The sequence below is a fragment of the Pseudomonas sp. B21-059 genome (assembly GCF_026016285.1).
GTDB lineage: Bacteria > Pseudomonadota > Gammaproteobacteria > Pseudomonadales > Pseudomonadaceae > Aquipseudomonas > Aquipseudomonas danubii.
On sequence record NZ_CP087201.1, the window covers coordinates 4,251,945 to 4,277,286 of the forward strand.

Consider the following 25,342-nt stretch of genomic DNA (forward strand, 5'->3'; position numbering starts at 1 on the left):
ACCTGCGGGGCATCCACCTGCCGCCCTTGCTGCAGCGCCTGCTGCGTCCCCTGCTGGACCCGTACCGGCGCTACCGTCACGCCCGCCTGATCCACGCGGTGCGGGTCGCCCTCGGCCTGATCGCCACCATTCTCCTGACCACCGGCCTCAACCTGCCCCACGGCGAGTGGGCGTCGGTGACCATGCTGGTGGTGATCGGCGGCCTGCAGCACCACGGCAACATCGGCAAGAAGGCCGCCGAGCGGGCCATCGGCACCCTGGTGGGCGCCGGGGTCGGCCTGGTGCTGGTGGTGCAGCAGGCGTACTTCGGCCATCCCTGGCTGACCTACCTGGGCATGTCGGCGGTGTGCGGCTACTTTTCCTACCACGCCATCGGCAAGGGCGGGTATACCGCGCTGCTGGCAGCGATCACCGTGTTCATCGTCGCCGGCCATGGCGACAACCAGATCAGCGACGGCCTGTGGCGCGCGGTGGACATTCTCATCGGCATTGCCCTGGCCCTGGCGTTTTCCTTCGCCATTCCGCTGTACGCGGTGTATTCCTGGCGCTACACCCTGGCCAGCGCCCTGCGCGACTGCGCCCAGTTGTATGGACGGATCATCCAGGGCCAGTCGGTGACCGACGACGAACACCTCAAGCTCCTGGGCCGGGTCAACGCCGCCATGCTGCAACTGCGTTCGCTGATGCCTTCGGTGTCCAAGGAAGTACGGATTTCCATGACCGAGCTGGACGCCATCCAGCGCAATCTGCGGATGTGCATCAGCACCCTGGAGATCCTCGGCAACACCCGCCCCGATGCCAGCGACCGGCAGGCCATGGCGCAGATGCAACTGGCACTCAAGGCCGAGCACCGGCAGATCCGCGTGCAGTTGATCGGCATGGCCCGGGCCCTGCAAACGGGGGGCACCCAGCGCCTGGACAAACCCCTGGAAGGCCATGCCGACAAGGCCCTGGAGGCGCCGGTGTATTCGCCCCTTGACGGTTACCGGCTGCTCACCCGGCAGTTGGCCGCGACCCTGGGCGAAATGCGCCAGCGACTGGCCAAAAGCGCCCGGCACTGGAAGATTTAAAACAACTCGCTAAAGGGAATGAAACGCGCCGCGTCGCCCACCTGCAGGGTGTGGCCTTCAAGGATCTCCACCAGGCCATCGGCCCAGGAGGCTCCCAGCAATACCCCCGAGCTCTGGTTCGGATAGAGCACGGCGCGGCCGTTTTCCAGGCGCGCCCGCAGGTATTCCCGGCGGCTGCCGGCCTTGGGCCAGTTGAAGGCCACGCTGACCGGCACACTCAAGGGCGCAACCTGCTCCACTCCCTGAATCCGCAACAGGTAGGCCCGGGCCAGCAGGCCGAAGGTCACCAGGGCCGAGGCCGGATTGCCCGGCAGGCCGATCACCGGCACCTGGCCGAAGTGGCCCACCGTCAGCGGTTTTCCGGGTTTGATGGCGAGCTTCCAGAACAGCGGTCGACCATCGCTCCTCAGCACCTGGCCCAGGCAGTCGGCATCCCCCGCCGAGACCCCGCCGGTGGTCAGGATCAGGTCCGCGCCGTGCTGCAACTGTTCCAGCCTGAACCGGGTCTGCTGTGGCTGGTCGGGAAGAATCCCGGCGTCGATGACCTCGCAGCCCAGGCTGTCGAGCCAGTGGCGGAGCAAGGTGCGGTTGCTGTTGTAGATGCAACCCGGGCGCATGGGCATGCCCGGTTCCAGCAGTTCATCGCCGGTGGACAGCAACGCCACTCGCGGACGGCGCACCACTTGCAGCTCGGTGCAGCCCTGAGCGGCGGCCACCGCCAGTTCGAAAGGCCCCAGGCGCTTGCCGGCTTGCAACAGCACATCACCGGCCCGGTTCTCCTGGCCTTGGGGACGGATGTTCTGTCCCGGTTTCAGCGCCTGGGTGAAGCGCGCCCGGCCATCCTCCAGCAACTCGACGTTCTCCTGCATCTCCACGCAGTCAGCGCCGGCAGGCACCGGGGCGCCGGTGAAGATCCGCGCACAGGTGCCCGGCTGCAAGGGGTCGCCGGGCTGACCGGCAAAGATCGTCTGTGACACCACCAGTGGCTGGCCGTCCCAGTGCTGCAGGTTGAGGGCATAACCGTCCATGGCGCTGTTGGCCCAGGGCGGCAGGTCCAGGGTCGCCAACAGATCGCTGGCCAGCACCCGTTGCCGGGCATGGTCCAGGGCCAGGGTTTCGCTTTGCGTCAGACGTTGGGTATCGGCCATGGCCAGCAGGCTGGCCAGTGCTTCTTCCAGCGGCATCAAGTGGCCCTGGCTCATCCCCGGGACTCGCAGGCCTGCACCGGCTTGAGGTGCGGCACGAAATTGCACGGCCGATGGCGGGCATCCAGCTGCTCGGCGAGGATGCCTTCCCAGGCGGTGCGGCAGGCCCCGGTGGAGCCCGGTAGGCAACACACCAGGGTGCCGTTGGCCAGCCCGGCCAGGGCCCGGCTCTGTACCGTGGAGGTGCCGATATCGAGGATCGAGATGGCGCGGAACAGCTCGCCGAAACCGTCGATATGCTTGTCCAGCAGGCAACTCACGGCTTCGGGGGTGCTGTCGCGACCGGTGAAGCCGGTGCCGCCGGTGATCAACACCACCTGGATGCGCTCGTCGGCGATCCAGGTCGCCACCTGGGCGCGGATCTTGTACAGATCGTCCTTGAGCAGGTTGCGTTCGCTCAGGGTGTGGCCGGCTTCCAGCAGGCGACTGACCAGCAGTTGCCCGGAGGTGTCCGTGGCGTATTCCCGGGTATCGCTGACCGTCAGCACGGCCATGTTCAAGGGTACAAACAACGCATCCGACTTCACGCTCATGTCATTCTCCGACCGGCAAGATAAAAACCATGGATGCAGGCTAAAGGCCCGAAACCGCGGCTGTCTAATCGTTCTGGCTGACCGGATTATCGAGGCGCTCTATCGTCAACCGCGGTTTGGCGTGGCGGTTGATAAAGCCCATCAATCGGCCATTCAACACTTCCGATTGGACGTGCCCGAAGGACAATGCCATCGTTTGCGCCACCTACTTGATATGCGTCCCGCCATGACCCCGATCCAGCCTGCACCCGCCTGTTCCCTGCCCTGCTCGATCCTGCTGCTGGCCGGTGGCCGCGGCTCGCGCATGGGCGGTCGCGACAAGGGCCTGGTGACCTGGCACGGCCAGCCGCTGATTGCCCATGTGCAGAAGGTGGTGCGGCCCTTCAGCGATGACCTGATCATTTCCTGCAACCGCAACGCCGAGCAGTACCGGCCCTATGCCGATCGTTTGGTGGCGGATGAGCAGGAGGACTTTCCCGGCCCTCTGGCGGGCGTGCTGGCGGGCCTGGCGGTGGCCCGGCATCCCTGGCTGTTGGTGCTGGCCTGCGACGCGCCGCGGATCGACAGCGCGCTGATCCAGGCCCTGCTGGATGCCCGCGCAGCGCACGCCCCTCATCCGCTGATGGTGCGGCAGGCCGGCTACTGGCAACCCATGTTCAGCCTGATTCCCACGGAGCTGGCAGCGAGCTTGCGCCAAGCCTGGCACCTGGGTGAACGCAGCCTGCTGCGGGCCCTGGCACCCCATGGACTGAGCGCCCTGCCCTGCGCCGCGGACGACCCGCGACTGAGCAATTTCAACACCCCTGAACTACTGTCTGAAACAGACTCCGGGCCCTTGGCCTGAACGCCGAAGGTGTGCCCCGAGGGTCTGGCTCGGGAAGACTGAACGTCTTTCCACAGACCGGACACCTGCGTTACTACTGACTCCGATTTCCTCACCACAGGTGCCATTGTGGACATCAAGCAACTCAAGTTTCTCATCGCCCTGGAACAGACCCGACACTTCGGCCAGGCCGCCGCGCGCTGCCACATCACCCAGCCGACCCTGTCCATGCGCCTGCGCAACCTGGAGGACGAACTGGACCTGATCCTGGTGACCCGGGGCCAGCGCTTCGAAGGCTTCACCGAGGCCGGTGAACGGGTGCTGGCCTGGGCCAAGACCCTGCTGGCGGCCCATGACGGGCTGTTCGCCGAAGCCGCTGCTTGTCGCGGGCAATTGGTGGGCAACCTGCGCCTGGGCCTGGTGCCGCTGAGCGGCTTCAACCCCATCAGCTATGTACAGAAGCTGTCGGCGAGCTTTCCCGAACTCAAGTTCAGCCTGTCGTCCGCCAGCTCCGACCGGATCATCGAGGACATCGGCAACAACCAGCTGGACCTGGGGGTCTGCTACCTGGACCACGTCAACCCCAACTACCTGGACTTCTTCGAGATCGGCGAGACCCGGGTCGGCCTGCTCTATGACACCCGGCACTTTCATTTCGAAGGCAGCGAGATGAGCTGGGAGGACGCCGCCGAGCTGCCCCTGGGGATGCTCAGCACCGGCATGCACTATCGCAAGTCCATCGACCTGAGCTTTCGCAGCCGTGGCCTCAACCCGACGCCGATCCTGGAGAGCGATTCCACCTACCAGCTGTTCCAGGCCATTCACGAAGGCTTCTGCTGCTCGATCATGCCGTTGGACAGCGGCCTGGATTCGCCCATCGACAACCTGGCCTTTATCCAGCTGCCGGATGCCAGCGTGCTGGCGCCCCTGGGCCTGGTGATGCGCAAGACCGAGCCGCGCTCGGCGATTGCCGAAAAGTGCTTTGCCGAAGCCAGGAAACTCTTTGCCATCAAGGGCGAATGAACGCCCCCGGAGCCAGCGTGCCCCGGAGTGAATCGACTGTATTGAGGTGTCGTCATGGTTTGCCGTATCGAACAATCGGAGCAACAGCCCGAGGCCAATGCTCCGGCGCCCGCGCCGCAGCGCGTGACCTATCGCGAATACAGCCCCGAGGGCGGGGTGGCCGAGGCGCCGCTGGCCGCGGAGATTGCCCTGGCCATCACCTACAACGGCCTGAGCCAGGCGGTGATGATGGTGTCTCCCGGCAACCTGGAGGATTTCATTCGCGGCTTCAGCATCACCAACGACATCGTCAGCGACCTCAGCGAAATCTACGACATCCGCCTGAGCCACTTTCCCCAGGCCTGCCAGGCCGATGTGCAGATTTCCAGCCGGGCCTTCTGGGCCCTCAAGGACCATCGCCGGCAAATGGCCGGAACCAGCGGCTGCGGGTTATGCGGCGTGGAAGCCCTGGAACAGGCGCTGCCGCAACTGCAGAGCCTCGAACCTTCATCGCTGCCCCCCGCCGAGCATCTGCAGGGCCTGCGCGAGCGCATCGAACAGGCCCAGCACATGGCCCGCAGCAGCGGCGCCCTGCATGCGGCGCTGTATTTCGACGAACAGGGTGAAGTGCGCCTGTGCCAGGAAGACATCGGCCGCCACAACGCCCTGGACAAGCTGATCGGCGCCCTGCTGAACGCCGGGATCGATGGCCGCACGGGGTTCACCGTGGTCACCAGCCGCTGCAGCCTGGAGTTGATCCACAAGGCCGTGCGCGCCCGTCTCGGCACCCTGGTCAGCCTCTCCGCGCCTACCGCACTGACCGTGCAATGGGCCAACAAGCACCACCTGAACCTGATTCACGTGCCCCACCGCAACGCCCCGCGGATCTACAGCCCGGTGTAAATGCACAACGCCGGATGACAGGCATCCGGCGTTGTTCCCCACCTTTCCTCAAGCCTCACTCACCGGCATAAGCTCAACGTTCTGCCGCTCAACGTTCTGCAACCCAACGTTCGGCAGCCCGCCGGTCGCTCTCGCGTCCGTCGATCCAGCGTTCGCCGCCGGGGGTGACTTCGCGCTTCCAGAACGGGGCGCGGGTCTTGAGGTAATCCATGATGAAGGCGCAGGCCTCGAAGGCGGCTTGCCGGTGGGCACTGGCCACGCCGACAAAGACGATGGGCTCGCCCACCTGCAGCAACCCTACCCGATGCACCAGGCTCACCCGGTTCAGCGGCCAACGCTCCCGGGCCTGTTGCACGATGCCCTGCAGCGAGCGCTCGGTCATGCCCGGGTAGTGTTCCAGGTACAAGCTCTGTACCGCCTCCCCCAGGTTGAGGTCGCGCACATAACCGACAAAGGTCACCACCGCGCCGACACGGCTATCGCCGGCCTGCAGGCCGACGCTGAGTTGATCAAGGTTGAAGGCCTGGGTCTGCACCTGAACGCTCATGCCTCAGCCCCCGGTCACTTGAGGAAAGAAGGCGATTTCATCGAAGTCCTCGATGACCGCATCGAGCTTGCACAGGTCCTGGTTCAGCGCGCACATCAGGCTGCTTTCCCCCAGCACCGTGGCCCAGGTTTCACCCCGGGCCATCAGCAACTGGCGCACGTCATCGACGGTGTGCAGGTCGGCGTCCAGGGGCAGTTTCTCGCCGCCGCTGCCCAGCTGTTCGCGGTAGCGGGCAAAGTAATTGACCAGAATCATTGCGTTTCTCCAGCGATGAACAGCCCTGATTTGCCGCCCTGCTTCTTCAGCAGTTGCAGGCCCTCGATGACCATGCTCCGGTCCACCGCCTTGCACATGTCGTAGATCGTCAGCGCCGCCACGCTGGCGGCGGTCATGGCTTCCAGCTCGACCCCGGTGGCGCCGTTGAGCCGGCAGCAGGTGGTGATCCGTACCCGGTCCGGCGGCAGCGCTTGCAGTTCGACGCGGATGCCGCTGAGCAGCAGCGGATGACACAGGGGAATCAGTTCGTAGGTCTTCTTCGCCGCCATGATCCCGGCGATGCGCGCCACGGCGAACACGTCGCCCTTGGGATGGCCGTTGTCCTGGATCAGTTGCAGGGTCGCCGGGAGCATGCGCACCCAGGCCTGGGCCTGGGCTTCGCGCTCGGTTGCGGCCTTGCAGGTGACATCCACCATGCTGGCCCGGCCCTGGGCGTCCAGGTGAGTGAGTTCGTTCATGTGCAACCTCGGATAAAGACAGTGGATCAGCTCAGGACATAGTCCACCGGCACCAGGGCCGGCGGCAGTTCAGTGGCCCCCAGGGCGTCGAGAATCTCGCGTTCGAGGGTGCGCACCAGGGCGTCCATCGGCAGGTCGTTCTCGTCGTGGCCAAAGGGGTCTTCCAGCTCGTCGCCAATGGCGTCCAGGCCAAAGAAGGTGTAACTGACGATGGCGGTGAAGATCGGCGTCAGCCAGCCCAGGGGCTCGGCCATGGCAAAGGGCAAGAGGATGCAGAACATGTAGCTGGTGCGGTGCAGCAGCAAGGTGTAGGGGAACGGCAGCGGCGTGCCCTTGATCCGCTCGCAGGTGGTTTGCGCGGCGGTGATCCCGGACAGCAGATTGGCGATCAGCAGGTAGCGCCACTCGCTGATCACGCCCGAAGTCGCCAGGGCCGAGCACTGGCGCGACACCTGGCGCAGGATGCTGTCCGGCAGGTTCGGCGTCCGGGCCGCCGGCCAATGGCTGAGCCAGGTGCCTGCCGCGCTGAGCTCGTCTTCCTGGCGCAGCCGGGCCTTGAGGGCGTGGGCGAAACCGCACAGGTCCCGCAGGATGCTGCTGCGGGCCTGGGCATCGCCGAGCACCTGGGTTTCGCGGATCAGCGAGCGCACCTCGGTGAGCACCGCGCCCAGGGCCTTGCGCCCTTCGTACCAGCGGTCGTAACAGGCGTTGTTGCGAAAGCTCATGAAGATCGACAGCGACAGCCCGAGCAAGGTGAAGGGCGTGGCGTTGACCTTGGAAAAGTATGCCGGGTGCAGGGTTTCGATCAGCACGATGGCCGAGGCCAGCAGGGTCACCAGCAGACTGCGCAGGGCGATGCGCTTGGCAATCGAGCCCTTGAGGGAGATCAGCACGCTGATCAGGTTGGGTTTGGATCTGACGATCATCGGGGCACGGCCTGTAAAGCAAAGAAGGCGGAGATGGCGGACCGATCAGCCGCCGGTCATGTTCATGAAACGCACCACCTGGACCTCGTCGTTGAGCTCGAAATGGTGGCGATAGGGCTTGAGCTTCATCGCCTCGACAATGGCCCGCTGCAGGTGCTCGGCGTCGCCGGGATGGGCGCGCAGCACGGCCTTGAGGTCCACCGAGTGTTCGTTGCCCAGGCACAGCAGCAAGCGCCCTTCCACTGTCAGCCGTACGCGGTTGCAGGTGCCGCAGAAGTTGTGGCTGTGGGGCGAGATGAAGCCCAGGCGGATCTGCGGCGCCTCGGCCAGGCGCCAGTAGCGCGACGGCCCCTGGGTCGACTCGGCGGACTCCATCAGGGTGTAGCGCTCGGCGATCCGCTCACGGACCTGGGCGCTGGAAAAGAACGCATCGCTGCGGCTGTGCTCGCTGATGCTGCCCAGGGGCATCTCCTCGATAAACGAGAGGTCCAGGCTGCGGTCGATGGCGAACGCCACCAGTTCGTTGATCTCCTGGTCGTTGCGCCCTTTCATCACCACGCAGTTGAGCTTGGTGCGCGCAAAACCCGCAGCGTTGGCCGCATCGATGCCGGCGATGACCTGGGCCAGGTCTCCGGTGCGGGTCAGTTGGCGAAACAGCTTCGGGTCCAGGCTGTCGAGGCTGATGTTCAGGCGCTTGAGCCCGGCCTCGAACAGCGGCGCTGCCAGCTTGCCCAGTTGCGAGCCATTGGTGGTCATGCACAGCTCCCGCAGCCCCGGCAATTGCCCGATGCGCTCGCACAGTTGCACCACCCCGGGACGGATCAGCGGCTCGCCACCGGTGAGGCGGATCTTGCGCGTACCCAGGGCGACGAAACGCTGCGCCAGCTGGTACAGCTCTTCCAGGGTCAGGATGCGTTGGCGCGGCAGAAACTGCATGTCCTCGGCCATGCAATACACGCAACGAAAATCGCAACGATCGGTCACCGACATACGTAAATAGTCGACCCGTCGAGCAAAGCCATCCACCAATACTTGATCTGACATAACAGCCTCTTTCGACGGATTCGACTTATAGGTCTTAGTTGTAGTTCTCGGCCAAAAACGACCGTTAAGGAGTTGTTGCCGGCAAGACTAAGAGCAATTAAAAGTTGCGTCCAATCGCTATTTACGACTGATTGATCGATGCACTCTATCAACGAAAAAACCGCCCGCAATCAGCAACAGTAATTCAACTCAAATCATTGATTATCATGACTTTTAATTCGTGATAGAGGCTTTCGATCAGCCGGTCATTAATTGCGATTAGACAGCCCATACAGGCGCCGAATAGGCTTTATTCGTGGCCCATGAAACGGGCCCTATAAGTGACTCCGTTGCCCCAAACAGATCCGAACTTAAACGGCTTCACCACAAAACCGCATTTAGCCTGTGCAGTAAAACAATCACTGACATTGATTCATTGTCGGGCGGTTGCCTGCGTGCGCTGTATTGGAGAAATATCATGAGCGAAGTTGATCGATATAAACCCTACAAGGGGGCGGCCGCCGGTTGGGGGGCACTGATCGCGGTGACCAGGAACTGGCTGGGCAGTGAAAACGCCTTCAAGAACATCCGCGCCATGCTCAAGACCAACCAGAACGGCGGCTTCGACTGCCCGGGCTGCGCCTGGGGCGAATCGCCGGAAAACGGCATGGTCAAGTTCTGCGAGAACGGCGCCAAGGCGGTCAACTGGGAAGCCACCGGGCGCCTGGTGAACCCGGCCTTCTTCAACAAATACACGGTCTCGGCCCTGGCCGCGCAGAGCGACTACTGGCTCGAATACCAGGGCCGCCTGACCCACCCGATGCGCTACGACGCGTCCCAGGACCGCTATGTGGAAACCACCTGGGACGAAGCCTTCGAGCTGATCGCCAGCCACCTCAAGGGCCTGGACTCGCCGAACCAGGCGGAGTTCTACACTTCGGGCCGGGCCAGCAACGAGGCGGCCTATCTGTATCAGCTGTTCGTGCGCGCCTATGGCACCAACAACTTTCCCGACTGCTCGAACATGTGCCACGAGGCCAGTGCCGTGGGCATGTTCGAAAGCGTTGGCGTGGGCAAGGGCACGGTAGTGTTCCATGACCTGGAGCAAGCCGATGCGATCTTTGTCATCGGCCAGAACCCCGGCACCAACCACCCACGGATGCTGGAGCCGCTGCGCGAGGCGGTGAAACGCGGTGCCCAGGTGATCTGCTTCAACCCGCTCAAGGAGCGCGGTCTGGAACGCTTCCAGCATCCGCAGCACCCGCTGGAGATGCTCACCAACGGCTCCGAGCCCACCTCCTCGGCCTACTTCCGCCCGGCCCTGGGCGGCGACATGGCGGCCTTTCGCGGCATCGCCAAGTTCCTCCTGCGCTGGGAGCGCGAGGCCCTGGCCAACAATGGCGAAGCGGTGTTCGACCGGGCCTTTATCGCCGAGCACACCTCGGGCCTGGACAGCTACCTGGCCGAGGTCGATGCCACGTCCTGGAACCACATCGTCGAGCAGTCCGGGCTGACGCTGGCCGACATCGAGCTAGCGGCGCGCATGTACCGCAAGGCCAAGCGCGCAATCATGTGCTGGGCCATGGGCCTGACCCAGCACACCCATTCGGTGCCGACTATCCAGGAAGTGATCAACGTGCTGTTGCTGCGGGGCAATATCGGCCGCCCCGGCGCCGGCCTGTCGCCGGTGCGCGGCCACAGCAACGTGCAGGGCGACCGCACCATGGGCATCAACGAACTGGCGCCCACCGAGCTGCTGGATGCCCTGGAAACGCGCTTTGGCTTCAAGCCGCCACGGGAGCACGGGCACAACACAGTGATGGCGATCTCGGCCATGGAACAGGGCCGGGCCAAGGTGTTCATCGGCCTGGGGGGCAACTTCGCCCAGGCCACCCCGGACACCCCGCGCACCCACGCCGCCCTGCGCAACTGCGAGCTCACTGTGCACATTGCCACCAAGCTCAACCGCAGCCATCTGGTGACCGGTCGCGAGGCGCTGATCCTGCCGTGCCTGGGCCGCACCGATATCGATATCCAGGCCAATGGCCCCCAAGGCATCACCGTGGAAGACACCTTCAGCATGGTGCACATCTCCCATGGCCAACTGAAACCCAAGTCGCCGCACCTGCGCTCGGAACCGGCAATCATTGCCGGCATCGCCAACGCCACCCTGGGCCAGCACCCCATCGACTGGCTGTGGACCATCGAAGACTACGGACGCATCCGCGACCTGATCGCCGACACCATCCCGGGGTTCGAGGACTTCAATCTCAAGCTGCTGCACCCCGGCGGCTTCCACCTGGGCAACGACGCCACCCAGCGGCGCTGGAACACCGCCACCGGCAAGGCGCGCTTCATCCCCAGCGTGCTGCCCGAGCACCTGATCAGTGCCGGGGTGCGCAAGCTCAAGGTCAAGCCGGACCTGATCCTGCAGACCATGCGTTCCCACGACCAGTACAACACCACCCTGTATGGCCTGGATGACCGCTATCGCGGGGTCTACGGCATGCGCGAGGTGCTGTTCGCCAACGAACAGGACATTCGCCAGCTGGGTTTCGAGCCGGGGCAGAAGGTCGACATCGTCTCGCTATGGGACGACGGCCGGGAGCGTCGGGTCAGCGGTTTCACCCTGATCGCCTACGACATTCCCGCTGGCCAGTCCGCCGCCTACTACCCGGAAACCAACCCCTTGGTGCCCCTGGAAAGCTATGGCGACCGCACCTACACGCCGACCTCCAAGTTCATCGCCATCCGCCTGGAGCCGGCTGCGGCCAGCAACCTGATCCAGTCCGTCGGCGTGTGACCCAGCCTGGGGCGGTGCGACCACCACCCCAGCCTTCACCCGCACAGCGCCCCTGCCCCCGCCGCGAGCCCACGGGTTCGCGACGGCCGCGCAGTGCCTGCTCGGGCATCAAGCCATTACGAGGGTATCGTCATGTTTCATCTACAGGCGCTCGACCTTGCACGCATCCAGTTCGCGTTCACGGTCTCGTTCCACATCATCTTTCCCGCCATCACCATCGGCCTGGCCAGTTTCCTGGCGGTGCTCGAAGGGCTGTGGCTCAAGACCCACAACAGCACTTACAAGGACCTGTATCACTTCTGGTCGAAGATCTTCGCCGTCAACTTCGGCATGGGCGTGGTCTCCGGGCTGGTCATGGCTTACGAGTTCGGCACCAACTGGAGCCGCTTCTCGGACTTTGCCGGGAGCATCACCGGCCCCCTGCTGACCTACGAGGTGCTGACCGCGTTCTTCCTTGAAGCGGGCTTTCTCGGGGTCATGCTGTTCGGCTGGAACCGGGTCGGCCGCGGGCTGCACTTCTTCGCCACGGTGATGGTGGCCATCGGCACCCTGATCTCGACCTTCTGGATTCTCGCCTCCAACAGCTGGATGCAGACGCCCCAGGGCTTCTCCATCGTCGATGGGCGGATCATGCCCATGGACTGGCTGGCGATCGTCTTCAACCCGTCGTTCCCCTTCCGCCTGGCGCACATGGCGATTGCTGCGTTCGTCGCCACGGCGTTCTTCGTCGGATCAAGCGCCGCCTGGCACCTGCTGCGGGGCAACAACACGCCGCCAGTACGCAAGATGTTGTCCATGGCGCTGTGGATGGCGCTGATCGTGGCGCCGATCCAGGCGGTGGTCGGTGACGCCCACGGCCTCAACACCCTGGAACATCAACCGGCAAAAATCGCCGCTATCGAAGGCCACTGGGAAAACCACGGCAGCGAACCCTCGCCCCTGGTGCTGTTCGGCATTCCCAACATGGACGGCGAAAAAACCGACTACGCCGTGGAAGTGCCCTACCTGGGCAGCCTGATCCTGACCCACAGCCTGGACAAACAGATCCCTGCACTCAAGAGCTTCCCCAAGGAAGACCGTCCCAACTCGGCCATCGTGTTCTTCAGCTTCCGCATCATGGCCGGGCTGGGCATGTTGATGATCCTCACCGGGGTGCTGGGCCTGCTGTTGCGGCGTAACGACGCGCTGTACCGCAACCGCCTGTTCCTGCGCCTGGTGCTGTGGATGGGCCCCACCGGCCTGATCGCCATGCTGGCGGGCTGGATCACCACCGAAGTCGGGCGCCAGCCCTGGGTGGTGTACGGCCTGCTGCGCACCAGCGACGCCGCGTCCAACCACAGCGTGACCCAACTGAGCATCTCCCTGGCGCTGTTCGTGGTGATCTACTTCTCGGTGTTCGCGGTGGGCATCGGCTACATGATGAAGCTGGTGCGCAAGGGCCCGCAGCCCCACCACGAGCACCCGCCGACCCACCCTGTCGGCCAGGAGCCAACGCCGCGCCGTCCACTGTCCGCCATCGCCGAGACCTTTGCGTCCAGCGACCACCACCACTGAAACAAGGGATATCGACATGACGATTCAAGGCATAGACCTGTCGTTGATCTGGGGCGTGATCATTGCCTTCGGGGTGATGATGTACGTGATCATGGACGGCTTCGACCTGGGGCTGGGGATTCTCTTCCCGCTGATCCCCGATGCCCGGGAACGGGACGTGATGATGAACACCGTGGCCCCGGTCTGGGACGGTAACGAGACCTGGCTGATCCTCGGTGGCGCAGCGCTGTACGGTGCCTTTCCCCTGGCCTACTCGGTGATTCTCGAAGCCCTGTACCTGCCGCTGATCTTCATGCTGGCGGGGCTGATCTTCCGCGGCGTGGCCTTCGAGTTCCGCTTCAAGGCCAGCCCGCAAAAACGCCACATCTGGGACTGGGCCTTTATCGGCGGCTCGCTGCTGGCGACCCTGTGCCAGGGCATCGTGATCGGCACTTACATTTCCGGCATCCCGGTGGTCAATCGCCAGTTCGCCGGCGGTTCCCTGGACTGGCTGGCGCCCTTCCCGCTGTTCTGCGGCCTGGGTCTGATCGTGGCCTATGCGCTGCTGGGCAGCACCTGGCTGCTGGTCAAGACCGAAGGCATGCTCGAAGCGCGCATGCGCCACTACACCCGGCCTCTGGCGTTCGCGCTGATGGCCGTGGTGGCGGTGTTGTGCGTCTGGACCCCGCTGCTGCACCCGGAGATTGCCACCCGCTGGTTCAGCCATGCCCATATCGTGATCTTCAGTGCGCTGCTGGTGCTGGGCCTGCTGGCGTTGTGCGGACTGCTGGGCACCTTGCGCCAGCATCATTCCCACTGGCCCTTCGTGTTCACCCTGGTGCTGGTGTTCCTCGGCTACATCGGCCTGGCGTTCAGCATCTGGCCGAACATCGTGCCGCCGTCCATCAGCCTGTGGGACGCGGCATCGCCCCTGTCCAGCCAGTTGTTCATCCTGATCGGCACCCTGTTCATCCTGCCGATCATCCTGATGTACACCTGCTGGAGCTACTACGTGTTCCGCGGCAAAGTGAGGATTGGCGATGGCTACCATTGATCGAGCAAAGCCCCTGACCAGCCAGCCCTGGCACCGGCAAGTGGCGCAGTTGAGTCTGCTGTTCTTTGGCCTGGTGCTGATGCTCGCCTGCAGCGGTGCACTGATGCTGGAGCTGGCTCATGGATAAGGTCACGACCCAACCTGCGCAACCGGCACCCGGCTGGCAGCGCCTGCTGTGGATGCTCGGCATCTGGCTGGCCAGTGTGATCGGCCTGGGGCTGGTGGCCGGCCTGTTGCGGCTGCTGATGCAGGCCGCCGGAATGCACAGCCACTGAGGATGGGTATAACGCCTGGAACCCCGACCCGCAGCAGCGTGCCGGGGTTTTGCCGTTTACTGGCCGGCTGCAGCGCGCTCGGCCAGGTCTTCCAGCAGATCGGCAGATGGCACGAAGAACAGCCCGCCGGTGACCGCCGTACTGAAATCCAGCAGGCGATCGTAGTTGCCCGCCGGGCGACCGACGAACATGTTCTCCAGCATCTGCTCCACCGGCCGTGGCGAGCGGGCGTAGCCGATGAAGTAGGTGCCGAATTCCCCGGCGCCCGGACGGCCAAAGGGCATGTTGTCGCGCAGGATCTTCACTTCCTCGCCGTTCTCTTCCAGGGTGGTCAGGGAGCTGTGGGAACAGCTGGGTTTGACTGAATCATCCAGCTCGATATCCGCCAGCTTGGTGCGGCCGATGATGCGTTCCTGAGCCTCCACCGTCAGCTCGTTCCAGGCCGCCATGTTGTGCAGGTACTTCTGCACCAGCACGTAGCTGCCATTGCAGAACGGCGGGTCCTCATCGCCGATCAGGGTGAAATCCACGGCCTCGCGGCCTTCCGGGTTCTCGGTGCCGTCGACGAAGCCGACCATGCTGCGCATGTCGAAATAACGAAAGCCCTGGACCTCGTCCACCACCTTGACCGCATCCCCCAGAGGCTTGAGCAGTTGCGTGGCCAGTTCGAAGCACAGGTCCATCTGCTCGGCGCGGATGTGCAGCAGCAGGTCGCCCGGGGTGGATGGCGCGCGGCGCCCTTCCACACCCACTTCACGGAAAGCGTGCAACGCAGCCGGACGCGGGCCGCCGAACAACCGGTCCCAGGCACTGGAGCCAAAACCGCAGACACAGGACAGATTGCCCCCCGGCACGCGCTTGCCCACCGAACGGGTCAGGGCGGCGACATCGGCGCACCACTCACGCACGGTTTTCGCCGCGCTGGCGCCGGGGGCCAGGGTGGCGACGATAAAGATGGCGCTACGGGTGATGGGGTTGCAGATGGCTTGCGGCTCGGGCTTGCGCTCGGCCAGGGAGTAAGGCTGGGTCATTATGGCTTCCACAGGCTGCGGTCGGAAAAATCACCGACAGGAAAATAGCAGATTGTGGCCGTGGCGAGGGCGCTTGCTGCCGCTGGAAGGCTGGCGTGAAACCCTTTGCAGGCCCCCGCCCAGCGCCCCCCGCGCTCATTGCAAAACGCTGCGCCGACGCTTGAGGGTCCAGCCCTGCTGCATGCCGGCGGCGGCCAGCAGAATCGCGCCGACGCCCACCCATTGCAGCAGGCCCAGGCGATGCCCGAAGGCCAGCCAGTCGACGAAGATCGCCGCAATCGGATAGATGAAGGACAAGGCCCCGGTCAACGCCGTCGGCAACTTCTGGATCGCCCCATACAACAGCACGTACATCACCCCGGTATGCACGATGCCCAGGGTCAGCAGGCTGGCCCAGGCCGTGGCCTGCTGGGGCGGTGCGCCGAGGTTGGCCCAGGGCGCCAGCAACAGCACCCCGGTGCACACCTGGATCAGCGCGATCAGGTGTGGCGGCGTGCCGCTCAGGCGCTTGATCAGCAGCGCGGCAAAGGCGTACAGCAAGGCGGCGCCCAGGGCCAGGGCGATGCCCAGCAGGTAGTCGTTGCCGGTTTCGCCCTGGGTGCCGTGGGCGCTGACGATGGCCAGCATTCCGGCAAAGGACAGGCACAGCCAGAACAGCTTCTGCGGGGTGATCTTCTCCCCCAGGAACAGCGCCCCCAGGGCCACCAGGATAAAAGGCTGGACGTTGTACACCGCGGTGCCGATGGCGATCGAGGCTCGGGAATAGGAGCCGAACAACAGCACCCAGTTACCGACAATGGCCACGCCGCTGAGCACCGCCAGGATCAGCGCACGCTTGGTCAGAATGTTCTTACGAAGAAAACCGAAAGCGCCACAAATAAGTAGCAAAGTCCCGGCGCCGAACAGGCAACGCCAGAACACCACGTCCAGCACCGGTTGCCCGGACACCAGGACGAACCAGCCGATGGTTCCGGAAATCAGCATGGCGGCGGTCATTTCCAGCGAGCCGCGGCGCGTCAGTGCATCCATCATCAATCTCCTCTAACAGTGGCCAAATTATGCCCAGCGCAACCAGCCCATCGCCAGTTCAAAACCTAGGCTAGACTCAATCAAGGCCTTTTTTATCAAGGCAAAACAGCCATCCTACCTAACGAGATCGCCATGCTTGATGCCATCGACCAGGCACTGATCAGTGCCCTGATGCAGGACTCCCGCCGCTCCCTCAAGGCCCTGGCGCAGATCAGCGGGCTATCCGCCCCCAGCGTTGCCGAGCGCTTGAAAAGATTGGAAGAACGCGGCGTGATCAGCGCTTATACCTTGGAGATCGATCCAAAACTTCTTGGCTACCAGTTGCAGGCCATCGTCCGCATTCGCCCCTTGCCGGGCAAACTGCAGGAAGTGGAACGGCAGATCCTGGCGATTGCCGAGTTCACCGAATGCGACAAGGTCACCGGTGACGACTGCTTTATCGCCCGCCTTCAAGTGCGCTCCATGGAACAGCTGGACAGCCTGCTGGACCGCCTCAACCATTTCGCCGAAACCAACACCGCGATCATCAAGAAATCGCCGATCAAGCGGCGTTTGCCCCCCCTGGATTAAGACCGTGAATTGGGCGTCTTCACCCCAGAAAAAGCCCCTGGAACAAGCAAGAAATTTCCCTCTGGAGCGGCCGTTCTAGAGGCGTTTCTTACAAAAACTTACCCGACTTCTAGGCCGCTTTTCAGAAAGCTTCCCATCAGACATAAGACGATTCTTAAAATCCCCCAGACGTCTTTTTGGCGTCAATTTCAGTGATACCCTGCGAATCCTCTGACGACCCCACTAGCAAAATGCCTGCTCCTTTGCGGAAGCTGCGCATTGTTGTGGGCTCATGCCTGTCGAAAAGCCGAGTACAAGAACCCATGCCGATCCGCGTCCAGATAGCCGATGACCATCCCTTGACCCTGATTGGGATTCATACCCTGCTGGAAAACCGCGCCGAACTGGAAATCGTTGCCCAGGCCCACAGCGTGGAAGCCTTGTTGGAAAACCTGCAGCGCCAGCCCTGCGACCTGCTGCTGACCGACCTGATGATGCCCGGCGGCGATCAGGTGGATGGGATTCGTCTGATCAGGCGACTGCGTTCACGCTACCCGGAGTTGGCCATCGTGGTGATCACCATGCTCGACAACCCGGCGCTGATCAGCAGCCTGCTCAAGCTCGGAATCCAAGGCTTGGTGAGCAAGCGCGGTTTGCTCAACGACCTGCCCAAGGCGATTGCCGCCCACCCGCGGGCACCTTTCGTGTCACCGTCGATCCAGCATCTGCTGGACACCAGCACCGCCTTGCATGGCAAGCCGCTGCTGCAGCCCGAGCAGTTGTCGGCCAGAGAGATCGAGGTGCTGCGTCTGTACGGCACCGGCATGAGCATCGGCGCCATCGCCCAACACTTGTGCCGCAGCAAACAGACCATCAGCACGCAAAAGAGCAGCGCCATGCGCAAGCTAGGCCTGGACACCTCGGCCAGCCTGTTTCTGTACATCCAGGAACACGGCCTGAGCTGAGCTGTCCTGAAAAATTCTGGAGCTTCCCCCCTATGCCCCTGATTTCCCGCCCCCCCCAATTCTGGAGGCTGATACGTGTCTGCCTGCTGTTCAGCTTCATGGTGCTGGTCAGCCTGTTTTTCAGCCTGCCCGCGCACTGCGCCACGTCGCAAGAGCCTGGCAACCCGTCGTTGACCCGACTGCTGGACATGCGCAGCGCCCTGCCCCACAAGGTGCTGCGGGTAGCAACCATCGTGCCCCCTGAGCGGCCTCTGGAAAGTGCCGGCAACCAGGTGCTCAAAGTGATCTCCGACGAGTACCTCAAGCTCATCGGCAAGCAGCTTGACCTGCGCTTTGAGTACATCGAACTGGCCTCGCCCCAGGACGCGATCCGAGCCCTGCTCGAACACCGTATCGACCTGCTGCCACGGGCCACCGCGCTTGAAGCACGGACCCCCGGCCTGTCCCTCAGCCGCGCGTACCTGAACAACCAGCCGATCATTGTCGGGCGCATCAACGACAAGAGCCTGCCACCGGACCTGGAAGACAAGCGGGTGCTGGTACTGGACAACTACCTGGACCTCAAGACCGTCAGAAAGACCTATCCACGGGCCGACGTCAGCGGCGTGCACACCACCGCCCTGGCCCTTGAGCAACTGGCAGGCAAACAGGCCGACGCCTTTATCAGCGACCGTTTCCGCACCACCCTGTACATGCAGGCCCGCCCGGATCTGCGGCTGCACAGCAAGTTTTCTGCGCAATTGCCCGACGCCGGCTTCGCCTTCGCCGTGCGACGCGAGGATGCCACCCTGCGGGCACTGATCGACTACGTGCTCAACGCCATTCCCGAGGAGCACAAACGCCAGATCCAGAACCAGTCGAGCCAGGAGCCCTTTCCCTTCGCGCCGACCGAGTCGTTTTCCCTGACCCCCAGCGAACTGAGCTGGCTCACCGCGCACCGGCAGATCAATCTGTTGGTGGAAGAAGCGCCGCCCTACATCTACCGCAATGCCGAGGGCCAATGGGCCGGACTGAGCATCGATATCCTGCGCACCCTGGCCGACTCGTTTCGCCTGCAACTCAACATCCTGCCCAGTCGTTCCAGGACCGATGACCTGGAACAACTGGCCGCCGGCAACGCCGATCTGACCACCCGCGACCTGGGTCTGCCCGACAATGCCCGGGGCATCGGCCTGAGCCAGAGCTACGGCACTCGCAACTGGGCCTTTGTGGTGCGCCATGGCGACAGCTCCCCCAGTTCCCTGGACGCCATGCTGGGGCGACACCTGGCGCTGCCGCGCAACCACCCGCTGCTCGAACACCTGAAACAGCGCTACCCGGATATCCATCTGGTGCTCACCGACGATCATCGCCAGGCCCTGAACCTGGTGCTGCAACGTGAGGTCGACGCCACCCTGGATACCCCGGTGGGCACCGAGGCGTTGTCCGGTTCCGGGCTGCAGTTCGGCCTGGCCTTCGACGCCCTGCCCGCCCCCCATCGCTTTGCCGTGGCCCCAGGTTCCAGAGAGTTGCTGAGCGTGCTCGACAAGCTGCTCGATTCCATGGCCAGGAATCCGCAAAGCGACATCCAACTGATCGCCGAACAACACTCCAGCACCGCGCTCTGGAGCTGGGTCGTCGAACAGGCCTGGCATGTGGGTGTGGTGATCCTGATCATCTTCGTGCTGTCGCTGATCTGGAACTGGCGCCTGAAGATCCAGGTGCGGGAAACCATCTGCGCGCAGACCCGCCTGCAGGACAAGCTGGCGTTTCAGTTCTCCCTGCTCAATGGCCTGCCGACACCGCTGTATGTCTGCGACCTGGACGGCCGGTTGAGCACCTGCAACCGCGCCTATGAAGAGTTCTTCGCCACCTCCCAGGAACAGGTCGAGGGCTGCCTGCCCACCGAGCAGCCGAACATGCCGCGCGAGTTCGCCGAGGTGCTGCAAGAGGAGCATCAACTGCTGCTGGCCAATCACCGGCCCCGCTTTCTCGACACCAGCCTGTGGATCAACGAGCAGCAATTCTGCCTGTACCAATGGCTGGTGCCGTTCTACAACGCGCGCGGAGTCCTGCAAGGGTTGCTGGGGGGCTGGCTGGACATCTCCGAGCGCAAGAACCTGGAACTCAAATTGCGCGAGGCCAAGCAGGTTGCGCAAAAAGCCAGTGCTGCCAAAAGCGAGTTCCTCGCCTCCATGAGCCACGAACTGCGCACCCCGCTCAATGCCCTGGTCGGTCTGCTGGAACTGGAGACCAGCGCCAGCCAGGCGCCCTCGCACAATCTGCGGGTTGCCCAGCAATCGGCGACCTCGATGATCGACCTGATCGGCAACATCCTGGATCTGGACAAAATAGAGAGTGGCCTGATGCAACTAGCGCCCCACCCCACCGCCCTGGAACCCCTCTTGGCCAACGGTCTCGGGCTGTTTGCCGTGCAGGCCCGGGAGAAACGCCTGCAACTGAACTTCGACTATCAGGCCAGCCCCAACCGGCTGTACTGGGTCGACTCGCTACGCCTGCAGCAGATTCTGCACAACCTCTTGAGCAATGCCTTGAAGTTCACCGACCGCGGCCACATCCAGGTCACCCTGCGCGAAACCCATGTACAGGACAGCAACAGCCTGCTGACCCTAAGTGTGCGCGATACCGGCATCGGCATTCCCCTGGCCAATCAGGCGGGGATTTTCGAGCCCTACCGCCAGGCCACCGCGCGCACGGCACACCTGTACGGCGGCTCGGGACTGGGCCTGAGCATCTGCCATCAGCTGGTGCAATTGATGGGGGGCCGCATCTGGCTGGAAAGCGAACCCGGACAAGGCTGCTGCATTCACGTCGAACTGCCGGTGAGCTGGCAGACGGCGAACGCGGAAGTGGCGGAACAACCGGAGGTGAAACCGATCACCGGCAAAGCCTTGCGGGTGCTGGTGGTGGACGACGTCTCCACCAATGGCCTGGTGCTGACCTTGCAGCTGGAGCGCATCGGCCACGTTGCAGAACACGTCAGCAGTGGCGAAGAAGCCCTGCAGTTACTGCGCCACCGCCACTACGACGTGTTGATCAGTGACTGCAACATGCCGGGCATGGACGGCTACAGCCTGGCCCGTGCGGTGCGTGAAGCCGAACAACAGAGCGGTGCCCCGCCGCGCCTGATCGTCGGCTACACCGCCAGCGCCCTGAGCAACGAAGCGACCCAGTGCTCCAACGCCGGGATGAACGATCTGATGATCAAGCCCGTGACCCTGGCCCGGCTGCAGGAAGTACTTGGCAGCCACACCGGCGCTGGCGAAGAGCGGGTGCGCGCCTTCGACATCGACCACCTCAGGGACCTGGGGGAAAACAGTCCGACCCTGCACCGGCGCATCCTCAACGAACTGACCAAGAACCTGCAGCAGGAAATCGCCGAACTGCGCACCTGCGTCCTGGCCAATACCCCGCACCTGATCAACGACCTGACCCATCGCCTGAGCGGCGTGGCCTGCCTGATCAACGCGCAGGACATGGCCAGAACCTGCGACGCCCTGAGAAAGGTCGACGTGACCCATCTGCCGTCCGTGCGCAACTGCCAGCAAGCGCTGCTCAACGCCATGGAGCAGGTTTACGAAGAGGCCCGCAAGCAGCTGGCCAGCCTGCGCGAAGCGCCCGACGCCGACAGCCCGCCTCTGCCCCAGACACCCCAGGTCCAGGGCTAGCCTCCCTGAGGCGGACGCCGGGGCGCCGGGCTGCGCGCCCCGGCCCGGCACTGCCGCCATTCTCGTACTTGTCTCATTCAACCGCCGACCCCGCCTGCCTAACCTTGCGCCGGCTTTCGAGTACTGACAGTCAATGGCGCCAGACTCCCGGTGAGTCGCTACGCCAGCTCTCGATTGCTTGTTGAATCCAATAACGTCCAATCAGGGAACAATCGATGATCACGCGGCATACCCTCCATTCATTCCTCAAGCTTCCGCTGGCGATGGCCATCGGCCTGGCGGCACTCAGCGCGCAACAGGCGGCGGCGCACGGTTACATCGAAAAACCGAAATCCCGCGCCTTCATGTGCAGCAACCTGGGTGGCAACCTGAACAGCAACTGCGGCGGCGTGACCTACGAGCCGCAGAGCGTCGAATACCTGGCCAACGGCAGCCGCGACGGCTACCCGAGCACCGCCCAGGCCTGCCACGGCGAGTTCACCAAGTGCGGCCCCGCAGATGGCACCATTGCCGCCGGTGGCCTGCGCAACTTCGCCGGCCTCAACGAACAGACCGCCAACCGCTGGACCAAGGTCAACATCAAGCCCGGACTGAACACCTTCGACTGGCGCTACACCGCGGTGCACGCCACCCGTAACTGGCAGTTCTACATCACCAAGAAAGACTGGAATCCCAACCAGCCGCTGACCCGCGACTCGTTCGAACCGGTGCCACTGCTGACCGACAACTGGAACAACACCCTGCCGACCAAGACCGGCGGCACCACCAGCCACAAGGTCAACATTCCGGCCGACCGCAGCGGCTACCACATCGTCCTCGGCACCTGGATGGTGGGCGACAACACCAACACCTTCTATCAGGTGGTGGACGTGAACATCGAGAACAGCGAAGTCGCGCCTTCGAACTGGAAGAACATCGGTGCCGTTCAACCCCAGGCCCTGAGCATCGGCGACAAGGTCATGACCCGGGTGTTCAACGACCAGGGCGAACTGTCGGCCAAGCAGATCACCCTGAACATCGACAGCGCCGAACTGGCCAAGGACAGTATCTGGCCCAAGGCCCTGGCCGAAAAGGTCAACCGGGCCAAGCTCGGCTATCAGATCGGTGAGCTCAACGACAAGGACCAGGTGGTGCCGCAGTTCGGCAAGAACAGCATCTTTGTCGACAAGAACAGTGACATCAACAGCGTGCTGATCGCCAAGGAACAAGCCGCCAAGCCGGGCGAACTCAAGGTCACCGGCATGCAGTCCGAGTACAGCCTCAAGGACGGCAAGGTCGACCTGCACTTCAACGCCATCGCTCTGAACGGCGACTTCACCATCACCGCCAGCGTGCTCAATGCCAAGGGTGAAACCGTCGCTCACCAGCAAGCCGACAGTGGCAACAATGCGCCGCACTTCAGCCTCGCGCTCAAAGGCCTGACAGCGGGCCAGTACGATCTGGTGGTGCTGGCCACGTCGAAGAAAGGCGAGCTGCTGCAACAGACCATCAGCTTCAACCTCAAGGCCGAGCCGGTGGTCGAGGAAACCCCGGGCGGTGGCGGCAATGATGGCGGCACCACCCCCGAGACCCCGGCCAAGTACGACCACGTGTTCCCTGAGGGCTTGAAGGCCTACAAGGCCGGCACACGGGTGCTGCAACCCAAGGACGGCAAGACCTACCAGTGCAAGCCGTTCCCTTATAGCGGCTACTGCGTGCAGTGGAAGGCCGGCGCGACTCACTACGAGCCGGGCATCGGTTCTCACTGGGAAATGGCCTGGACCCGCCAGTAATCCTGCAACTCCCCAGTTGCTCCTTGGGGCGTGACGCGCAAGCGTCACGCTCATTTTTTTTCCCGTCGGCTCGCGTGCGCAAGGCCGCAAAGGCTCACTCGACGTGCCGCGCCAGCCCTCGCCAGATCCGGCAAAAAACCTGTTCTAGAGCCTTCCGACTCTCGTACTCGTCCCATGTGAACACCCTGGAGCAGCACGTAGCCTGTGCTCGCTGGCAAGGCTGCCGGAGCAGCGGACATCACGGGTGTCCCTGTGCCCCATCACCGGCCCCTCGCAGCGCTTCAACACTCATTTTTTAATTGCTCAAGGCATACACCATGATCAACTCCAACCGGACTCGCTCCTTCCTCAAGCTGCCAATCGTCATCGCCATGGCGACGGCGGGACTGGCCGCCCAGCAAGCCTCCGCCCACGGTTATATCGAGAGCCCCAAGTCCCGCGCCTTCATGTGCCATTCCGATGGCGGCAGACTGAACGTCAACTGCGGCCCGGTGATGTACGAGCCACAAAGCACCGAGTACATCGGCGTGCCTGGCCGTAACGATCTCGAACACTTTCCAAGCAACGCCCAGGCCTGCACCGGCGACTTCAAGGTATGCGGCCCGGCCGACGGCACCATCGCCGCCGGCGGCCTGGTGCGCTTCTCCCCGATCAACGAGCAGAGTGCTACCCGCTGGGCCAAGACCACCATCAAGCCGGGCCCGCAGAACTTCACCTGGCACTACAAAGCCGGTCACGCCACCCGCTACTGGCAGTTCTACATCACCAAAAAAGACTGGAATCCGAACCAGCCGCTGACCCGCGACTCGTTCGAAATGACCCCACTGCTGGATCAGCCATGGCCGTCTGGCACCGTCCCGGCCCCGGCCAACGGCGAAACCCATCACACCGTGAACATCCCGTCTGACCGCTCCGGTTACCACGTGCTACTGGCCACCTGGAAAGTCAACGACACCGACGCCACCTTCTACAGCGTGGTCGACCTGAACATCGACAATGGCGAGGTCATCCCGTCGAACTGGAACACCGTGGGCGCGGTACAACCTGAAGCCCTGAGCATCGGCGACAAGGTCAAGACTCGCGTCTTCAACGCACAGGGCGAGCTCAACGCCAAGCAAGTGGTGCTGAACATCGATAGCGCCGAACTGGCCAAGGCCGACGTCTGGCCGCACGCGCTGGCGAAGAAGGTCAATGCCGCCAAGCAGGGCTACCAGATGGGCCTGCTCAACGACAAGGACGAAGTGGTGCCGAATTTCGGCAGGAACGAAATCCTGGTCAAGAAAGGCAGCGACATCGTCAACGTGATGATCGACAAGGAACAGGCCGCCAAACCGGGCCAGCTGTCGATCACCGGCATGCAGACCGAATACACCCTGAAAGACGGCAAGACCGAACTGCACTTCAACGCCATCGCCAAGGGCGGCGACTACACCGTGAAGGCCACCGTGCTCAACGCCAAAGGCGAAAGCGTGACCTTCCAGCAAGCGCCGGCCGGCAACACCCCGCACTTCTCCATCCCGCTGAACAATGTCAGCCCCGGGGTCTACGACCTGGTGGTCGTGGCCACCTCGAAGAAAGGTGAAGTGCTGCAAGATGGCGCCCGCTTCACCCTCAAGGCCGAAGCCGGCGGTGGTGAAGGTGGCAACGAAGGCGGAAACGGCGGTGAAGGCGGCGCCAAGTACGACTACGTGTTCCCCAATGGCCTGAAATCCTACAAGGCCGGCACCGTGGTCCTGCAACCCAAGGACGGCAAGACCTATGAGTGCAAGCCAGGCGCCGTCGCCGGCTGGTGCACCCAGTGGACCAGCAGCGCCAATGCCTACGAGCCGGGCGTAGGTTTCGCCTGGCAGTCGGCCTGGAACGTCAAGTAACTCAATCGCGTCAACCACCCGAGCGT

At 63.5% G+C, this 25,342-nt stretch carries 23 protein-coding genes; 14 read left to right on the forward strand and 9 right to left on the reverse strand.

The genetic code is table 11. The features are described from left to right. Positions 1 to 29: 29 nt before the first annotated feature. On the forward strand, positions 30 to 1,070 hold the full coding sequence (locus tag LOY69_RS18665) for an FUSC family protein (protein ID WP_180988475.1): 1,041 nt from the start codon (positions 30 to 32) through the stop codon (positions 1,068 to 1,070). Here the strand turns inward: LOY69_RS18665 and glp are convergent. After that, positions 1,067 to 2,272, reverse strand: coding sequence for a gephyrin-like molybdotransferase Glp (gene glp, locus LOY69_RS18670; RefSeq protein WP_110653248.1), 1,206 nt, complete (start codon positions 2,270 to 2,272; stop codon positions 1,067 to 1,069). The two genes, LOY69_RS18665 and glp, sit on opposite strands and share 4 nt — an antisense overlap. Further along, complete coding sequence (gene moaB / locus LOY69_RS18675; protein ID WP_110653247.1) at positions 2,269 to 2,808, reverse strand: molybdenum cofactor biosynthesis protein B; 540 nt, start codon at positions 2,806 to 2,808, stop codon at positions 2,269 to 2,271. Before moaB ends, glp begins: the two co-directional genes overlap by 4 nt. Positions 2,809 to 3,034: 226 nt before the next feature. Here moaB and mobA point away from each other — a divergent pair, with 226 nt between their 5' ends. The 3 genes from mobA to fdhD all read left to right on the forward strand — a co-directional run bounded on the left by mobA (position 3,035) and on the right by fdhD (position 5,536). Continuing rightward, positions 3,035 to 3,652, forward strand: a complete 618-nt coding sequence (gene mobA / locus LOY69_RS18680) for a molybdenum cofactor guanylyltransferase MobA (RefSeq protein WP_265074911.1) — start codon at positions 3,035 to 3,037, stop codon at positions 3,650 to 3,652. Between the two features lie 108 nt (positions 3,653 to 3,760). Continuing rightward, the gene (locus tag LOY69_RS18685) at positions 3,761 to 4,654 is read left to right on the forward strand and encodes a LysR family transcriptional regulator (RefSeq protein WP_102864827.1); all 894 of its coding nucleotides are present in this window, start codon (positions 3,761 to 3,763) and stop codon (positions 4,652 to 4,654) included. Positions 4,655 to 4,708: 54 nt separating this feature from the next. Continuing rightward, the gene (gene fdhD, locus LOY69_RS18690) at positions 4,709 to 5,536 is read left to right on the forward strand and encodes a formate dehydrogenase accessory sulfurtransferase FdhD (protein ID WP_102881607.1); all 828 of its coding nucleotides are present in this window, start codon (positions 4,709 to 4,711) and stop codon (positions 5,534 to 5,536) included. A gap of 88 nt (positions 5,537 to 5,624) precedes the next feature. Here the strand turns inward: fdhD and moaE are convergent, their stop codons facing one another. The 5 genes from moaE to moaA are packed head-to-tail and all read right to left on the reverse strand — an operon-like array spanning position 5,625 to position 8,787. Continuing rightward, on the reverse strand, positions 5,625 to 6,083 hold the full coding sequence (gene moaE / locus LOY69_RS18695; RefSeq protein ID WP_213665600.1) for a molybdopterin synthase catalytic subunit MoaE: 459 nt from the start codon (positions 6,081 to 6,083) through the stop codon (positions 5,625 to 5,627). 3 nt (positions 6,084 to 6,086) lie between these two features. After that, positions 6,087 to 6,338 carry a MoaD/ThiS family protein gene (locus tag LOY69_RS18700; RefSeq protein ID WP_102864824.1) on the reverse strand — a complete coding sequence of 84 codons (252 nt, stop codon included), beginning with the start codon at positions 6,336 to 6,338 and terminating at the stop codon, positions 6,087 to 6,089. Next, positions 6,335 to 6,817: a cyclic pyranopterin monophosphate synthase MoaC gene (gene moaC / locus LOY69_RS18705; protein WP_102881609.1), complete on the reverse strand. Its 483-nt coding sequence runs from the start codon at positions 6,815 to 6,817 to the stop codon at positions 6,335 to 6,337. The genes LOY69_RS18700 and moaC overlap by 4 nt, the downstream gene beginning before the upstream one ends. Positions 6,818 to 6,843: 26 nt before the next feature. After that, complete coding sequence (locus LOY69_RS18710; RefSeq protein ID WP_102881610.1) at positions 6,844 to 7,743, reverse strand: bestrophin family protein; 900 nt, start codon at positions 7,741 to 7,743, stop codon at positions 6,844 to 6,846. Positions 7,744 to 7,788: 45 nt separating this feature from the next. Next, positions 7,789 to 8,787, reverse strand: coding sequence for a GTP 3',8-cyclase MoaA (gene moaA, locus LOY69_RS18715; protein ID WP_265073399.1), 999 nt, complete (start codon positions 8,785 to 8,787; stop codon positions 7,789 to 7,791). Between the two features lie 457 nt (positions 8,788 to 9,244). On the opposite strand from moaA, the gene LOY69_RS18720 reads away from it, so the two are divergent. The 5 genes from LOY69_RS18720 (at position 9,245) to LOY69_RS18740 (ending at position 14,431) form a co-directional block, all read left to right on the forward strand. Beyond that, positions 9,245 to 11,569 (forward strand): FdhF/YdeP family oxidoreductase, encoded by a 2,325-nt coding sequence (locus tag LOY69_RS18720; RefSeq protein ID WP_265073400.1) that lies wholly within the window; start codon positions 9,245 to 9,247, stop codon positions 11,567 to 11,569. Between the two features lie 132 nt (positions 11,570 to 11,701). Continuing rightward, positions 11,702 to 13,123, forward strand: coding sequence for a cytochrome ubiquinol oxidase subunit I (locus LOY69_RS18725; RefSeq protein WP_265073401.1), 1,422 nt, complete (start codon positions 11,702 to 11,704; stop codon positions 13,121 to 13,123). Positions 13,124 to 13,139: 16 nt separating this feature from the next. Further along, the gene (cydB, locus tag LOY69_RS18730) at positions 13,140 to 14,156 is read left to right on the forward strand and encodes a cytochrome d ubiquinol oxidase subunit II (RefSeq protein ID WP_102881614.1); all 1,017 of its coding nucleotides are present in this window, start codon (positions 13,140 to 13,142) and stop codon (positions 14,154 to 14,156) included. Next, the gene (locus LOY69_RS18735; protein WP_185073633.1) at positions 14,143 to 14,283 is read left to right on the forward strand and encodes a hypothetical protein; all 141 of its coding nucleotides are present in this window, start codon (positions 14,143 to 14,145) and stop codon (positions 14,281 to 14,283) included. Before cydB ends, LOY69_RS18735 begins: the two co-directional genes overlap by 14 nt. Beyond that, positions 14,276 to 14,431, forward strand: coding sequence for a DUF2474 domain-containing protein (locus tag LOY69_RS18740; protein WP_102881615.1), 156 nt, complete (start codon positions 14,276 to 14,278; stop codon positions 14,429 to 14,431). The genes LOY69_RS18735 and LOY69_RS18740 overlap by 8 nt, the downstream gene beginning before the upstream one ends. 56 nt (positions 14,432 to 14,487) lie before the next feature. On the opposite strand, the gene LOY69_RS18745 is transcribed toward LOY69_RS18740, so the two are convergent. Next, positions 14,488 to 15,462, reverse strand: coding sequence for a Dyp-type peroxidase (locus LOY69_RS18745; protein WP_110596651.1), 975 nt, complete (start codon positions 15,460 to 15,462; stop codon positions 14,488 to 14,490). Positions 15,463 to 15,597: 135 nt separating this feature from the next. Then, positions 15,598 to 16,491: a DMT family transporter gene (locus tag LOY69_RS18750; RefSeq protein ID WP_102881617.1), complete on the reverse strand. Its 894-nt coding sequence runs from the start codon at positions 16,489 to 16,491 to the stop codon at positions 15,598 to 15,600. A 132-nt stretch (positions 16,492 to 16,623) separates the two neighbouring features. On the opposite strand from LOY69_RS18750, the gene LOY69_RS18755 reads away from it, so the two are divergent. From LOY69_RS18755 to gbpA (LOY69_RS18775), 5 genes are all read left to right on the forward strand, one after another. After that, a complete protein-coding gene (locus tag LOY69_RS18755) occupies positions 16,624 to 17,061 on the forward strand; it encodes an Lrp/AsnC family transcriptional regulator (protein ID WP_102881618.1) in 438 nt (145 codons plus the stop codon). 302 nt (positions 17,062 to 17,363) lie between these two features. Continuing rightward, positions 17,364 to 18,005 (forward strand): response regulator transcription factor, encoded by a 642-nt coding sequence (locus tag LOY69_RS18760; protein ID WP_102881619.1) that lies wholly within the window; start codon positions 17,364 to 17,366, stop codon positions 18,003 to 18,005. A 32-nt stretch (positions 18,006 to 18,037) separates the two neighbouring features. Beyond that, complete coding sequence (locus LOY69_RS18765; RefSeq protein WP_265073402.1) at positions 18,038 to 21,673, forward strand: ATP-binding protein; 3,636 nt, start codon at positions 18,038 to 18,040, stop codon at positions 21,671 to 21,673. Positions 21,674 to 21,888: 215 nt separating this feature from the next. Then, positions 21,889 to 23,445, forward strand: a complete 1,557-nt coding sequence (gbpA, locus tag LOY69_RS18770; RefSeq protein ID WP_265073403.1) for an N-acetylglucosamine-binding protein GbpA — start codon at positions 21,889 to 21,891, stop codon at positions 23,443 to 23,445. 317 nt (positions 23,446 to 23,762) lie between these two features. Continuing rightward, on the forward strand, positions 23,763 to 25,316 hold the full coding sequence (gbpA, locus tag LOY69_RS18775; RefSeq protein ID WP_170003127.1) for an N-acetylglucosamine-binding protein GbpA: 1,554 nt from the start codon (positions 23,763 to 23,765) through the stop codon (positions 25,314 to 25,316). Positions 25,317 to 25,342: the final 26 nt, after the last annotated feature.